Annotated in this window: 10 protein-coding genes and 1 pseudogene; 3 read left to right on the plus strand and 8 right to left on the minus strand. The window is 72.5% G+C overall.

What is annotated here, in order from left to right; translation table 11 throughout:
* Position 1: 1 nt before the first annotated feature.
* From FBY23_RS00285 to FBY23_RS00300, 5 genes and pseudogenes are all read right to left on the minus strand, one after another.
* Complete coding sequence (locus FBY23_RS00285; RefSeq protein WP_160158117.1) at positions 2–685, minus strand: sirohydrochlorin chelatase; 684 nt, start codon at positions 683–685, stop codon at positions 2–4.
* Positions 682–1,794, minus strand: coding sequence for a uroporphyrinogen-III synthase (locus tag FBY23_RS00290; RefSeq protein WP_141796325.1), 1,113 nt, complete (start codon positions 1,792–1,794; stop codon positions 682–684). Before FBY23_RS00290 ends, FBY23_RS00285 begins: the two co-directional genes overlap by 4 nt.
* Positions 1,791–2,201, minus strand: a complete 411-nt coding sequence (gene nirD / locus FBY23_RS26880) for a nitrite reductase small subunit NirD (protein WP_396954505.1) — start codon at positions 2,199–2,201, stop codon at positions 1,791–1,793. Before nirD ends, FBY23_RS00290 begins: the two co-directional genes overlap by 4 nt.
* A gap of 15 nt (positions 2,202–2,216) precedes the next feature.
* A pseudogene (nirB, locus tag FBY23_RS00295) lies at positions 2,217–4,658 on the minus strand (nitrite reductase large subunit NirB); the annotation flags it as partial.
* A gap of 3 nt (positions 4,659–4,661) precedes the next feature.
* Entirely contained in the window at positions 4,662–6,128 is a 1,467-nt protein-coding gene (locus FBY23_RS00300; protein ID WP_141796327.1) for an FAD-dependent oxidoreductase, read from the minus strand.
* Positions 6,129–6,268: 140 nt separating this feature from the next.
* Between FBY23_RS00300 and FBY23_RS00305 the strand changes: the two genes are divergently transcribed.
* Together FBY23_RS00305 and FBY23_RS00310 are read left to right on the plus strand one after the other, a co-directional pair.
* On the plus strand, positions 6,269–7,762 hold the full coding sequence (locus FBY23_RS00305; RefSeq protein ID WP_260805656.1) for a hypothetical protein: 1,494 nt from the start codon (positions 6,269–6,271) through the stop codon (positions 7,760–7,762).
* Positions 7,759–8,553, plus strand: coding sequence for a polyprenol monophosphomannose synthase (locus tag FBY23_RS00310; protein WP_141796328.1), 795 nt, complete (start codon positions 7,759–7,761; stop codon positions 8,551–8,553). Before FBY23_RS00305 ends, FBY23_RS00310 begins: the two co-directional genes overlap by 4 nt.
* Here the strand turns inward: FBY23_RS00310 and FBY23_RS00315 are convergent.
* Entirely contained in the window at positions 8,522–10,588 is a 2,067-nt protein-coding gene (locus tag FBY23_RS00315; RefSeq protein ID WP_141796329.1) for a molybdopterin oxidoreductase family protein, read from the minus strand. The two genes, FBY23_RS00310 and FBY23_RS00315, sit on opposite strands and share 32 nt — an antisense overlap.
* 201 nt (positions 10,589–10,789) lie before the next feature.
* On the opposite strand from FBY23_RS00315, the gene gdhA reads away from it, so the two are divergent.
* Positions 10,790–12,136 carry an NADP-specific glutamate dehydrogenase gene (gdhA, locus tag FBY23_RS00320; protein WP_222117939.1) on the plus strand — a complete coding sequence of 449 codons (1,347 nt, stop codon included), beginning with the start codon at positions 10,790–10,792 and terminating at the stop codon, positions 12,134–12,136.
* Between the two features lie 80 nt (positions 12,137–12,216).
* Here the strand turns inward: gdhA and FBY23_RS00325 are convergent, their stop codons facing one another.
* Both FBY23_RS00325 and FBY23_RS00330 read right to left on the minus strand, forming a co-directional pair.
* The gene (locus tag FBY23_RS00325; RefSeq protein WP_141796331.1) at positions 12,217–12,777 is read right to left on the minus strand and encodes an HAD family acid phosphatase; all 561 of its coding nucleotides are present in this window, start codon (positions 12,775–12,777) and stop codon (positions 12,217–12,219) included.
* Between the two features lie 15 nt (positions 12,778–12,792).
* Entirely contained in the window at positions 12,793–14,286 is a 1,494-nt protein-coding gene (locus FBY23_RS00330; protein ID WP_141796332.1) for an MFS transporter, read from the minus strand.
* Positions 14,287–14,415 lie beyond the last annotated feature (129 nt).

Here is a 14,415-nt window from a genome sequence, read left to right on the forward strand (position 1 = left end):
CTCAGGCGGAGACCCGGCCCTCCAGCGGCGCCAGTGCGAGCGCCCGCTCGACGAGCAGGTCGACGACCAGCGGGTGCGGCCCGATCACATCGGCGACGACACCCGCACCGGCGGCGAGGGCGTCACGGCGGGCCTTGCGGTGGAAGTGCCCCGTGGCGAGGAGGTACGGCGACACGGCGTCCCCCGGGCACACGACCTCGTCGGGCCGGGGGCCGCGTCCGGAGAGCGTGGCGAGGCGGACCGGCGCGCCCCAGGCGTGGGCGAGCAGGTGGGTGGCGGCGTCGAGGTCGGCGGACGCGGCGGGGTCGGTGGAGCCCGCGGCGACCAGGACGACGGGCTGGCCGGGGGTGGCTCCGGCGGCGCGGAGACGGTCGACCTGGGCGGCGGCGAGCAGCCGGTCGGGGCCGAGAGAGCGCCCGAGTCGGACCTCCCGGTCGACGTCGGCGAGCACGGCCGGCAGGTCCTGGCGCAGGTGGTAGCCGGTCGACAGCAGCAGCGGCACCGCCACGGCCGGGATGTCGACGACCGCGACGACGTCGGCGAGCAGCGGCGCGCACAGCTCGACGTACGACGTCGTCGCGGCCCATCCGAGACGTTCGGCGGCGGCAGAGGTCAGGGCGCGGGCGACCTCGTTGCCGGCGGCGGTGCGGGTGCCGTGGGCGACGGTGACCAGGTGCGGCGTCACGGGGCGACCGCCAGGCGGTAGCCGCGCTTCACGACGGTCTGGACGCAGCGGGTGCCGAGCGCGGCGCGCAGCCGGGCGACCGCCATCTCGACGGCGTGCTCGGAGCCGGCGGTGCCCGAGGGCAGCGCGGCCAGCAGGTCACGGCGGGAGACGACGGTGCCGGGGTTGACGAGCAGCGCCTGGAGGACGGCGTACGGCGCGGGCGAGAGCTTCACCTCGACCCCGTCGAGGAGCACGGTGTCGCCGTGCAGGAGCAGCGTGTGGCCGGCGACGTCGAGGCTGGTGCCGCCGGCGCGCGAAGGCAGCTCGACCTCGAGCTGCTTGACCATCGCGGCGAGACGGGAGCGCTCGGGGTAGATCGACGGCACGCCCCACATCTCGAAGGCGGCGGCCGTGACCGGCCCCACGCAGGCGGCGATCACGTCGGCCTGGAACGCGCTGACGACCTCGTCGCGGTGCCCGGTCGAGACCGCGGCCTCCATCATCGCGGCGATCGCGGGGGCCGCGGTGAAGGTGACCGCGTCGACCCGGCGCTCGGCGATGTCCTCGATCAGCCCGAACATCGGCTCGGGATCGGCGGCACCCTCGACCCGGTAGACGGCGACCGTGGTGACCTCGGCGCCGAGGCGCCGCAGTGCGTGGGCGGCCATGGACAGCGACTGACCGTGCTCCTGGACGACGATCCGCAGGCCGGACAGGTCGCGGCCGCGCAGGTGGGCGAGGACGTCCTCGAACTCCTCCGACTCCGGCGACCACAGCTCGCGCAGACCGAACCTGCGCAGCGCACCGACGCTCTTGGGGCCGCGGGCCAGGATCTCGGCACCGCCCAGGTGCTCGGTCAGGTCGGCCAGCAGGCCCCACCGCTCCGCCGCCCCGAACCAGGATTTCAGGCCGATGCCGGTCGTGGCGACGAAGATGTCGACGGGCTGGTCGAGCACCTGCTTGGTCGCGGCGAGCAGCGCGGTCTCGTCGATGCGGTTGGGGTCGACGGACAGGGCGGGCGCGTGCACTACGCTCGCGCCGCGCCGCTCGAGCAGCGCGACCTGCTCCTCCGCACGTCGCGCCGCGGTCACGCCGATCCTGAAACCGGACAGGGGCTGGTCGCTCACGAATCGATTGTCTCGTGCCGCGCGCCGACGACCACCATGCCGTCGACGACACGGACGTCCCAGCGCGGTACGACGACCGCCGGGTCGTCGAGGCAGACCCCGGTCCGCAGGTCGAAGCGCTGCTTGAGCAGCGGGCTCGCGACGAACGGCACCTCGTCGTCGCCGCGGGTCGTGGTGCCGACGATGCCGCGCGAGAGCACGGACGCCTGCCCGAACGGGTCGAGGTTGGCGAGGGCGAACACCTCGTCGTCGTACGTCCGGAAGACGGCGACCTCCTCGCCGCCGACGAGCGCGACCACGCCGGACTCGCGCTGCACCTGGTCGAGGCGGCACACGGCGGTGCCGAGGGTGAGCGTGGGCGTCGCGGTGCGCGCCTCCTCCTGGAAGGCGACCGCGGGCTCGGGCATGCCGGGGGCGTTGACGAAGGACACGAAGCGGCTGAGCTTCTCAGGGTCCTCGATGGTGGCCCGCCACTCGTCGAAGTAGGAGTCGACGTGGCGCTCCATGCTGCTCTCCAGCTCGGCGGCGAGCCCGAGCGCGTCGTCGACCACGACCTCGCGGACCCGCTCCAGGCCGCCGATCTCGTCGACCCAGGTGGCCGTGCGCTGGAGCCGGTCGGCGGTGCGGATGTAGTACATGAGGAACCGGTCGAGGTAGCGGATCAGCTCCTCGCGGGACAGGTCTCCGGCGAGCAGCTGCGCGTGCGCGGGGACGGCGCCGCCGTTGCCGCCGACGTAGAGGTTCCAGCCCTTCTCGGTGGCGATCACGCCGAAGTCCTTGCCGCGGGCCTCGGCGCACTCGCGGGCGCAGCCGGACACGCCACCCTTGAGCTTGTGGGGCGAGCGCAGGCCGCGGTAGCGCAGCTCGAGCTCGATCGCGAGACCGACGGAGTCCTGCACGCCGTAGCGGCACCAGGTCGAGCCGACGCACGACTTCACGGTCCGCAGCGACTTCCCGTAGGCGTGGCCGGACTCCATGCCCGCGTCGACCAGCCGCTGCCAGATCGCCGGCAGGTCCTCCATCCGGGCACCGAACAGGTCGATGCGCTGGCCGCCGGTGATCTTCGTGTAGAGGCCGTAGTCGCGGGCCACCTCGCCGATCACGATCAGCTTGTCGGGGGTGATCTCGCCGCCGGGGATGCGGGGGACGACCGAGTAGGTGCCGTTCTTCTGCAGGTTGGCGAGGTACGCGTCGTTCGTGTCCTGCAGGGTCGCGTTGGCGCCGTCGAGGACGTGGTGGTTGAGCAGGCTGGCGAGGATGGAGGCGACGGCCGGCTTGCAGATGTCACAGCCGCGGCCGCGGCCGTGGCCCTCGATGATGTCGTCGAACCGGTTGTAGCCGTGCACCGCGACGACCTCGAACAGCTCCTGGCGGGTCATCGCGAAGTGCTCGCACAGCGACTTGTCGACGACCTTGCCGACGGACGCGAAGTGGTCCTCGACGATCTTCTTCACGACGGTCTTGCACGAGCCGCAGGTGGAGCCGGCCTTGGTGCAGGCGGTCACGCAGGACGGGCTGTCGCAGGTGCCGCCCTCGGACACCGCCGCCACGATCTCGGCCTTGGTGACGTTGTTGCACGAGCAGACCTGCGCGTCGTCGGGCAGCATGTCGGTGGTTGAGCCTGTCGAAACCCCACCTCCGCGGGCCGCCGGGAGGATCAGGTCCTCGGGGTTGTCGGGCAGCTCGATGCCGGAGCCGACGAGCGGCCGCAGCACGCCGTACGACGACGCGTCGCCGACCAGGATGCCGCCCAGCAGCTCGTAGCCGCCGCTCGCGAGCTCCTTGACGACGAGCTTCTTGTAGATGCCGGCCACCGCGTCGGCGTACACGACCTCGAGGGCGTCCTCGTCGGTCGCGAACGCGTCTCCGAAGGACGCGACGTCGACGCCGAGCAGCTTGAGCTTGGTCGACATGTCGGCGCCGGTGAAGGCGCCGGCCTCGCCACCGAGCAGCGCGTCGACGACGACCTCGGCCATCGTGTAGCCCGGCGCGACCAGGCCGTACATGCGGCCGCCGGGGGCGGCGCACTCGCCGATCGCCCAGATGTGCTCGTCGCTGGTGCGGCAGTGCTCGTCGACCAGGACACCGCCGCGCTCGGCGATGTCGAGGTCGGCGGCCCGGGCCAGCGCGTCGCGGGGCCGGATGCCGGCCGAGAAGACGACGAGGTCGACGTCGAGCGGGTTGCGGTCCTTGAGCGCGAGGCCGGTGACCTTGTCCTTGCCGAGCACGGCCTCGGTCATCGCACCGGTGTGCACGGTCAGGCCGAGGGTCTCGATGTGGCGGTTGAGCGTGGAGCCTGCGGCGTCGTCGATCTGCACGGCCATCAGCCGCGGCGCGAGCTCGACGACGTGGGTCTCCAGGCCCAGCTGGTGCAGCGCGTTGGCAGCCTCCAGGCCGAGCAGGCCACCGCCGATGACCGCGCCGACCTTCGCCTTCCTCGATGCCGCGCGGATCGCCTCGAGGTCCTCGATGGTGCGGTAGACGAAGACGTTCTTGAGGTCCTTGCCCGGCACCGGCGGCACGAACGGGAACGCACCGGTCGCGAGCACCAGCTCGTCGTAGTGCAGGTCCTTGCCGTCCGCGAGCGTGATCACCCGCTGCCGCGGGGAGATCGCCACGACCTCGGCGCCCAGGCGCAGGGAGACCCGCGGGTCGTCGTACGCACCGCCGGGGAGGAAGGACAGCGCCTCCGCGCCGCGCTCGAAGAAGGAGGTGAGGGCGACGCGGTCGTACGCCGGGCGCGGCTCCTCGCCGAGGATGGTGATGTCGTGGGTCTCGGTGAGTCCGCGCTCGATCGCCGCCTGCACGAAACGGTGGCCGACCATGCCGTGGCCGACGACCACCAGTTGCTTGCGCTGGTTCATGTCTCATGAGCCTTTCGTGACGAGGACGGCGTTGTCGGGGCGGCTGCTGAGCAGCTGTCGGACGGTGCTGGCGCAGCCACCGCATCCGGTGGTCGCGCGGGTGGTGCCGCGGACCTGCTCGAGCGAGGAGCAGGCGCGGATCCGGCCGGCGGTGACGCCGGCACAGGCGCACACCTCGGCGTCGTCGGGCAGGACGACGGTCCTCGTGCTCCCGGGCGTGCGCTCGGGCAGGAGGAGGTCGCCGGGCTCGTGGGGCCCGAGGACGGTCTGCCGGTCGAAGTGCTGGGTGATCAGGCCGACCCGGGACAGGTCGCCGACGAGGGTGGCGGCCACGATCCGGCCGTCGCGGACGACCAGACGGCGGTGCGACCCCGAGACGGGGTTGGCGACCTCGACCACCTCGCCGCCGGCGGCGAGCTCGGCCTCGGCGTCGCCGAGCACGGCGACGTCCAGGTCGGTGGCCCGCAGCCGCGCGACGATCCGGGCGCCGTCGTACAACACCTGCTCGTCGCACAGCAGCCCGGCGAGGATGCCGGCCTGCTCCCAGGCGGGCGGGACGAACCCGGTCGTGCGGCCGTCGTGCTCGACGCAGTCGCCGAGCGCGTGGACCGAGGGATCGGTGACGCTGGCGAGCCGGTCGTCGACGACGATGCCGCGACGGACCTCGAGCCCCGCACCTCGCGCCAGGGCCGTCGAGGGCCGGCCGCCGGCGGTGAGCACGACGAGGTCGGTGTCGAGGGTGAAGCCGTTGTCGAGGCGCAGCGCAGGTCCGGTGGCGCCCTCGACGAGGCGGACCGCGCGGGCGCCGGTGTAGACGGCGACGCCGAGCTTCTTCAGGTCGCGGGCCAGGATCCTGGCGGCCGGGGCGCTCAGCTGCTGGTGGAGCAGGTGGTCGGCGCCCTCGACCACCTCGGTCTCGATGCCGCGCACGCCGAGTGCGCGGGCGACCTGGAGGCCGAGCAGGCCGCCACCGACGACGACGGCGCGGCGGCTGTAGGGCAGCGCGGAGAGCAGGCGCCGGCAGTCGGCCAGCGAGCGGAACGCGTGCACCGCCTCGTGCAGCGAGCCGTCCATCCGGACCAGGCCGCGGATCGGCGGCAGCGACGGGATGCTGCCGGTGGCGAGCACCAGGACGTCGTACTCCACCAGGGTGCCGTCGACGAGCATGACGTCCTTGCGCTCCCGGTCGACGCCGAGGACGCGGGCACCCAGACGCAGGTCGACGCCGTTGTCGGCGTACCAGGCGGGGTCGCGCAGGGTCAGCGCCTCCGGCCGGTGGCTGCCCTCAAGGACGGCGGAGAGCAGGATCCGGTTGTAGGGCGCGGTGTCCTCGTCGCCGAGGACCGTGATCTCCATCCGCGCGGGCGCGCCGCGGGCGACCAGCTCCTCGACGAGCCGGGTCGCGGCCATGCCGGAACCGACCACGACGAGCCGCGGTCGCGGCGGGTCGGGGTGCGGTCGGCTGGTCATGTGACCATCGAAGGACACCGAGGTTTCGCGGTCATGTGCTCGTGTTGCACGCCGATGTCAACGAGTCCTCACGGCCTCACCGACCGCACGGCATCACGGCTTCATTGTCCCTTCATGGACCCCGACCTAGCGTCGATGACGTGCTGAAGCCCACCCCGCGCCGCACTCGGCCCACCCCGACGACGTACGTCGCCGGTGCGGTCGCGTTCCTCGCATGGCTTCCGTTCCTGTGGGTACCGCTGGCCTCGGACGAGGCCGGTTTCCTCATGCTGGCGCGGCAGTGGTCGCCGGGCGGCTCGCTGTACGGCGACTACTGGGTCGACCGGCCACCGCTCCTGATGTGGCTGTTCCAGCTCGCCGACCTCGGTCCCGAGACCCTGCACCCCGACGGGTTGATCGCGCCGGGGGTGAAGCTGCTGGGGGCGGTGGCCAGCGCGGCCACGGTGCTGTTGGCGGGCATGCTGGCGGCGCGGGTGGCGCCCCGGAACTCGCACTGGACCGCTCACCTGGCGCCGGTGCTCGCGGCGGCGCTCCTCGCCAGCCCGCTGCTGGGGATGCCGGAGACCGATGGCGAGGTGCTGGCGGTCCCCTTCGTGCTGCTGGGTGTCCTCGCCCTCGTCACCTCGCTGACCGGCGAGGCGGACCGGCGGGCGCTGCTGCTGGCGACAGGGGCCGGAGCGGCGGCCGCGTCCGCCGCGCTGGTCAAGCAGAACATGGTCGACGTCTTCGTGCTCGCCGTCGTGCTGCTGCCACTCTCGAGGGGGCGGGTCCCGCACCTGCGGCGGCGGACGGCGGCCTTCGCCGGTGGGGCCGCCGCGGTGCTCGCGGTCGTCGTCACGAGCTCGGCCGGGCTCGGGACCTCCCCGGCCGAGCTCTGGGACGCCGTGGTGACCTTCCGGGTCGAGGCCTCGGCGGTGATCCGGTCCTCCGCGTCGCCGGCCACCTCGCAACGCTTCTTCGCCGTCCTGCTGGCCTTCCTCGCCAGCGGGGCCGCGCTGACCCTGGCCGTGACCGGCTTCCTCGCCGCCCGCACCGCCTGGCGGCGCGGCCCCCGGTCCGCACCCCTGCGCGTCGCCGCGCTCGCCATGGTGGCCTGGGAGCTGGTCGGCGTGGCCGCCGGCGGCAGCTACTGGCTGCACTACCTGACCGGCCTGATCCCCGGCGTGGTGCTGCTCGCCAGCCTGGTCCGGCCGACCGGCTGGCGACGCTGGGCGCTCGCCACGTGCCTCGGCCTCACCGTGCTCGGCACCCTCGGCGCGTGGAGCCACGAGCTCGCCGTACCCGTCGACGACGCGATCGGCCGCGACGCCGAGGTGGCCGACTACCTGCGCACCCACAGCGATCCCGGCGACGGCGTCGTGGTGGCCTTCGGGCGCCCCGACATCGTCGCCGCCGCCGGCCTCGACAGCCCCTACCAGTACCTGTGGAGCCTGCCCGCCCGGGTCCGCGACCCTCAGTTGCGCGACCTGCAGGCCGTGCTGGCCGGTGCCGACGCACCGCGCTGGGTCGTCGTGTCCGGCCGCAGCATCTCCGGATGGGGGATCACCGCCCCTGCAGAGCTGCAGACCTGGTTCGAACACCACTACACCGAGCAGGCGTCGTTCGGCGACCTGCACGTCTGGAGCCGACGATGAGCACCTTCCTGCCCGCGCCCGCGTCCTTGCGCTGCGTCGCCGTCGTGCCGACGTACGACGAGGCGGCGACGATCCTCCCGCTGCTCGACCGGCTGTCGGCCGTGCGCTCCGGCCCGGGCGCGCCGCACCTCGACGTCCTCGTCGTCGACGACAGCAGCCCCGACGGCACCGGCGACCTGGTGCGCGCCCACCCCGGGCACGGCGACTGGGTGCACCTGGTCACCCGGCTCGCCAAGGACGGCCTCGGGGCGGCGTACCGCGCGGGTTTCTCCTACGCCGTCGACGACGGCTACCACGCCGTGATCCAGCTCGACGCCGACGGCTCGCACCCCGTCGAGGAGATCCCCGCGATGCTGGCCCTGCTCGCCGACCACGACCTCGTCGTCGGGTCGCGCTACGTCCCCGGCGGCGGCGCCGAGGGCTGGCCGGCACGCCGACGGCTGCTGTCCCTGGGCGCCAACACCTATGCCCGGCGCACCCTGCGGCTGCGCACCCGCGACGCGACCTCGGGCTTCCGGGCCTGGCGGGTGGGCGCTCTGCTGCGCTGCGACGTGCTGCGCACGGAGTCCAACGGCTACGGCTTCCAGGTCGAGAACACCTGGCGCGCCGAGCGTCGCGGCCTACGCGTCGTCGAGCACCCCATCACGTTCACCGAGCGGGTCGCCGGCGCGTCGAAGATGACCGTCGACGTGGCGCGCGAGGCGGCGGTGCTGGTCGCTCGCTGGCGATGGGCAGAGCTGCAGGCCGCCCACCCCGCGCTCAGACCAGTACCTCCGCCGCACACACCTTGAACTCAGGCATCCGGCTCGACGGGTCCAGCGCGTCGTTGGTGAGCCGGTTGGCACCGACCCAGTGGAACGGCACGAAGACCGTGTCCGGCCGGATGGTGGTGACGATCCGGGCGGGCGCCTTCATCTCGCCGCGGCGGGTGCGGACGAGAACCGGCTGCCCCTCGACCGCGCCGATCCGGTCTGCCAGCATCGGGTGCAGCTCGACGAACGCGCCGTCGTCGGTGAGCTCGCGGATCCGCCGGGTCTGCGCGCCGGACTGGTACTGCGCGAGCACGCGCCCGGTCGTCAGGTGCAACGGGTACGACGGATCGGGCGCCTCCGCGGGGCCGACGTACTCCGGCACGACGAAGCGGGCCCGGCCGTCGGGGGTGGGGAACCCGTCGGCGAACATCCGCGGGGTCCCGGGGTGCTCGGGTGCCGGGCACGGCCAGAACACCCCCTTCTCACGGACGATGCGCTCGTACGAGATGCCCGCGTAGTCGGCCTTCCCACCTGCGGACGCACGCCCGAGCTCCTCGAAGATCGCCTCGGGCTCGGTCTCGAACTCGACCGGAGAGCCCAGTCGGGACGCGAGGGCGGCGATCACGTCCAGGTCGCTGCGCGCCCCCTTGGGCGGGGCGATCGCCTGCTGGCGCAGGATCACCCGTCCCTCGAGGTTGGTCATCGTGCCGGTCTCCTCGGCCCACTGCGTGACGGGGAGGACGACGTCGGCGAGCGCGGCGGTCTCCGACATGACGATGTCGCAGACCACGAGGAGGTCGAGCGCCTCCAGCCGGCGGGTGATCGAGGTGGCGTTGGGTGCGCTGACCACGATGTTGGAGGCGTGCACGAGCAGCGCCTTCGGACCGTCGTCGGTGCCCAGCGCCGAGAGGAGCTCGTACGCCGAGCGTCCCTTGCCGGGCAGGGACTCCGGGGGGACGCCCCACACCTGCGCGACGTGGGCCCGGGCAGCGGGGTCGTCGATCATCCGGTACCCGGGCAGCTGGTCGGCCTTCTGCCCGTGCTCGCGCCCGCCCTGGCCGTTGCCCTGGCCGGTGAGGCAGCCGTAGCCGGCGTACGGCTTCCCGGGCATGCCCAGCGCGAGGGCGACGTCGATCCAGCCGAGCACGGTGGCGGTCCCCTGGGCGTGCTGCTCGGCACCGCGGGCGGTCAGCACCATCACCCGGTCGGCACCGGCGAGCAGCGTGACGAGGGCGCGCAGCTCGTCGGTGGCGATGCCGGTGGTCCGCTCGACGCGCTCGGGCCACCACGCGGCGGCGGCGCGTCGTACGTCGTCGAAGCCGGTGGTCCGCTCCGCCACGTAGGCCTCGTCCACGGCACCCTGCGCGTCGAGCAGGTGCAGCACACCGAGGGCGAGGGCGAGGTCGGTGCCGGGCACCGGTTGGAGGAAGAGGTCGGCGCGCTCGCCGGTCGGGGTGAGGCGCGGGTCGATGACGACGACCCGCCCCCCGTTCTCGCGCAGCCGGTCGAGGTGGCGCGCGGCCGGCGGCATCGTCTCGGCGAGGTTCGAGCCGACGAGGACGACCACGTCGGCCTGCTCGATGTCGGCGAGCGGGAAGGGCAGGCCGCGGTCCACGCCGAAGGCCTGGTTGCCGGCGCTGGCCGCCGAGCTCATGCACCAGCGGCCGTTGTAGTCGATCTGGCTGGTGCCGAGGGCGACCCGGGCGAACTTGCCCAGCTGGTAGGCCTTCTCGTTGGTCAGACCGCCACCGCCGAAGACGGCGACCGCGTCCCTGCCGTGGGCGTCCTGGAGAGCGCGCAGCCTGGACGCGACCAGGTCGAGCGCCTCGTCCCACCCGGCGGCGCGCAGCTCACCGCTCGCACGGTCGCGCACCAGCGGCGAGGTGAGCCGCTCCCGGCTGCCGCGCAGCCCGCCCGCGGTCCAGCCCTTGCGGCACAACGCGCCCTCGTTGACCGGGAACTCCTCCCAGGCAGCGATCTCGATGCCGCGGCCTCTGCCGGCCGAGCCTGTCGGGACCCGGGAGATCTGCATGCCGCACTGCAGGCTGCAGTACGGGCAGTGGGTCTGCGTCATGACCCCATTCCAGAGGACCTGCGTTGCACGTCGGGACCGGGCGGGGCACGCCGGGGTCAACGAGTCCTCACGGTCTCACGGACCGGGCCCGCGTCCGCCGTACCGGGGGGGTGATGAGACCGTGGGAGCTTGTCGGAGAGGCTCCACCACTTGTGGGGGCCTCTCCTGTGAACGTCTGGAGGAGTGACCCCTGTGAACGACCTGAACCCGACCCTGCAGCCGGTCTTCGACGAGATCCTGGCCCGGAACCCCGGCGAGGCCGAGTTCCACCAGGCGACGCGCGAGCTGCTGGACAGCCTGGGTCCGGTCGTCGCCCGTCACCCCGAGTACACCGACGCCGCGATCATCCGTCGCGTCTGCGAGCCGGAGCGGCAGATCATCTTCCGGGTGCCGTGGGTCGACGACGCCGGCCAGGTCCAGCTCAACCGCGGGTTCCGGGTCGAGTTCAACTCCGCGCTCGGGCCCTACAAGGGCGGCCTGCGCTTCCACCCGTCGGTCTACCTCGGCATCGTCAAGTTCCTCGGCTTCGAGCAGATCTTCAAGAACGCCCTCACCGGCATGCCGATCGGCGGCGGCAAGGGCGGCTCGGACTTCGACCCGAAGGGCCGCAGCGACGCCGAGATCATGCGCTTCTGCCAGTCGTTCATGACCGAGCTGTACCGCCACATCGGCGAGTACACCGACGTCCCCGCCGGTGACATCGGTGTCGGCGGCCGCGAGATCGGCTACCTGTTCGGGCAGTACAAGCGGATCACCAACCGCTACGAGTCGGGCGTGCTGACCGGCAAGGGCATCGGCTGGGGCGGCTCGCTGGTCCGTACCGAGGCCACCGGCTACGGCACGGTCTTCTTCGCAGGCGAGATCCTCAAGGCCCGCGGGAGCTCCTTCGAGGGCAAGACGGTCATCGTCTCCGGCTCCGGCAACGTCGCGATCTACGCCGCCGAGAAGGCCGCCGCGCTCGGCGCGACCGTGGTCGCGTGCTCCGACTCGAGCGGGTACGTCGTCGACGAGAAGGGGCTCGACCTCGACCTGCTGAAGGAGGTCAAGGAGGTGCGCCGCGAGCGGCTGTCGTCGTACGCCGAGGCCCGGGAGTCGGCCCGCTTCGTCGCCACGACGTCGGGCGGCGCGGTGTGGGACGTGCCGTGTGACATCGCGCTGCCGTGCGCCACCCAGAACGAGCTGGACGGCGGCCACGCGCTCACGCTGGTCCGGGGCGGCTGCACGGTGGTCGCCGAGGGCGCCAACATGCCCTGCACCCCCGAGGCCGTGAAGGTGTTCGCCGAGGCCGGTGTCGCGTTCGCTCCCGGCAAGGCCGCCAACGCCGGCGGTGTGGCGACCAGCGCCCTGGAGATGCAGCAGAACGCCTCGCGCGACTCCTGGTCCTTCGCGCACACCGAGGCGCGCCTCGAGGAGATCATGGTCGGCATCCACGCCCGCTGCCTCGAGACCGCTGACACCTACGGCGCTCCGGGCAACTACGTCGCCGGCGCCAACATCGCGGGGTTCATCCAGGTGGCCGACGCGATGCTGGCGCTCGGCGTCATCTGAGCGGGCGACGGTTCAACTACCGGATTTGTCGTGATCGGGCCGATCTGACGACGAATCCGGTAGTTGAACCGAGCGCAGGGTCAGCTGAGGGCGCCGCCGTAGCTGGGCAGCTTGAGCCTGCGCTCGTAGTCGCCGCCGACGAAGTCGGTCGAGCGGTTGCCGACGTTGAGCACGAAGGTCCAGCCCTGGTCGGCGTACTGGGCCCGGCAGCGCTGCTTGCCGTCGGCGAGCGCCTCCCCGTGCCGGCGCCCGCAGATCCCGTCGTGGTGGTAGCCGGCGGCGTCGAGGGCCTTCGTGACGTTCGCGAGGCTGTCCTCGAAGCGGCCGGTGACGAAGACGACCGCCATGCCGCGGCTCTCGGCCTTCCTGGTGAGCTTGAGGGTCCGCTTGATGGCCTGCGGCCAGGCGTAGTGGGTGGCCAGCGACGTGTTGTCGATGTCGAGTACGACGGCCAGGCGCTTCTGGCCGCTCGCCGCCCGCTCCGTGAGGTAGGCGCCCGGGCGCTTCTTCGCGTAGACGGCCCGGACGTCGGCCTGCCACTGGGCCGCTGAGGGCAGCGGCCCAGTGGCGCGGTCAGCGGTCGCGGTGGCCGCGGACGTGGGGAGCAGGAGGAGCGTCAGGACGAGTGCGAGGGTGCGCATCGCCCCATTCCACCATCAGATGCCCGCGTCGGCGTAGGTGCGGCCACGTCGGCAGTAGACGGCCCAGGTGACCGCGAGGCACCCGACGTAGAACGCGGTGAACACGGTGAACGCGCTCCTCGTCGCGGCGAGCGGCTCGCTGACCCACGGGCTGTTGAACGTGATCGGGATGAGGAAGCCGCCGATCGCGCCGACGGCGCCGATGATGCCGACCGCGGCCGAGGACTTCTTGGTGCCGTCGAGCAGCGCGAGCTCCCGCTCGGGCGTGTCCGCGGCCGTGGCGAGGACGGCGTCGGTGCGGTGGATCGCCGGGATCATCTTGTACGTCGACCCGTTGCCGATTCCGGTGCAGGCGAAGATCACCAGGAAGACGCCCAGGAACAGCGGGAACACGTCGGCGTTGGCGTCGACCGCCGCGGTCTGCGCCGCGCCGGCCGCAGCCGGGATCGGGGTGAGCATCGAGAGCGTGCCGAGGATGCCGAGGGTGCCGAGCACGAGCCCGGTGAACGCGACCAGCGTGACCCGGGCGCCGCCGAACCGGTCGGCCAGGTGACCGCCGAGCGGACGGGTGACCGAGCCGACGAGGGCGCCGAGGAAGGCGTAGTAGGCGAAGTTGATGCCGATCCCCGGCACCTGCGGGCTCGCCTGGTGCCAGAAGTTGAGCTTGATCAGCAGCGGCATCGCGGCGGAGTAGCCGATGAACGAGCCGAAGGTACCGATGTAGAGGAACGACAGCACCCACGTGTGCTTGTGCCGCAGGACGCTCAGCTGCTGCTTGGTGTCGGTGCGGGCGTTGGACAGGTTGTCCATGAAGAAGAAGGCGGCGAGCACCGCGACGACGGCCAGTGCGGCGTACACCCAGGCGGCACGCTCGAGGTGGATCCCGCCCTCGGCGGCCTTGACCAGGCCGAAGATGCCGGCGCCGCCGACGAGGACCGGCAAGAAGAGCTGGATGATCGCGACACCCAGGTTGCCGCCCGCGGCGTTGAGGCCCAGCGCCGCGCCCTTGAGGCGGGCGGGGTAGAAGAAGTTGATGTTCGCCATCGAGCTGGCGAAGTTGCCACCACCGAAGCCGGCCGTCGCGGCGATCACGCAGAACACGGCGTACGGAGTGCCGGGCTGGGTGACGAAGTAGGCGAAGCTCAGCGTCGGGACGAGCAGGAGCCCGGCGCTGATCATCGTCCAGTTGCGGCCGCCGAACCTGCCCACCGCGAGGGTGTAGGGCACCCGGATCAGCGCACCGACCAGGTTCGGGATCGCGACCAGGAAGAACAGCTGCTGCGGGGTGAAGGTGAACCCCTGCGCGAGCAGGAACGCCGAGCTCACGCTCCAGATCAGCCACACCGAGAAGCCGAGGTGCTCGGCGAAGATCGACCAGAGCAGGTTGCGCTTGGCGATCGGCGCCCCCGTGCTCTCCCAGAACTCCGGGTCCTCCGGACGCCAGTCGTCGATCCAGCGGCCGCGTCGCCGACGGAGGCTCGGGCTGGTGGCGGGTGCGGTGAGGGTCATCGCGGGCTCCTGGCAGGGTCGGGTCCGGTTCGTACCCCTGAAGCCTGGGCGGCGGCGGTTTCGGCCCGATGCGCCCGAAGGTTTCGTCCCGTCAACTCCGCCTCACGGGCTCACGCGGCTCACGCAATC

The sequence above is a fragment of the Nocardioides sp. SLBN-35 genome (genome assembly GCF_006715725.1).
In the GTDB taxonomy this organism is placed as follows: Bacteria; Actinomycetota; Actinomycetes; order Propionibacteriales; family Nocardioidaceae; genus Nocardioides.

Excerpts from the sequence above, each read along its gene's own strand:
- FBY23_RS00315 (WP_141796329.1), bottom strand. The coding sequence starts at position 10,588 with ATGACGCAGACCCACTGCCCGTACTGCAGCCTGCAGTGCGGCATGCAG.
- FBY23_RS00300 (WP_141796327.1), bottom strand. The coding sequence starts at position 6,128 with ATGACCAGCCGACCGCACCCCGACCCGCCGCGACCGCGGCTCGTCGTG.
- nirD (WP_396954505.1), bottom strand. The coding sequence starts at position 2,201 with ATGCCCGAGCCCGCGGTCGCCTTCCAGGAGGAGGCGCGCACCGCGACG.
- FBY23_RS00325 (WP_141796331.1), bottom strand. The coding sequence starts at position 12,777 with ATGCGCACCCTCGCACTCGTCCTGACGCTCCTCCTGCTCCCCACGTCC.
- FBY23_RS00310 (WP_141796328.1), top strand. The coding sequence starts at position 7,759 with ATGAGCACCTTCCTGCCCGCGCCCGCGTCCTTGCGCTGCGTCGCCGTC.
- FBY23_RS00330 (WP_141796332.1), bottom strand. The coding sequence starts at position 14,286 with ATGACCCTCACCGCACCCGCCACCAGCCCGAGCCTCCGTCGGCGACGC.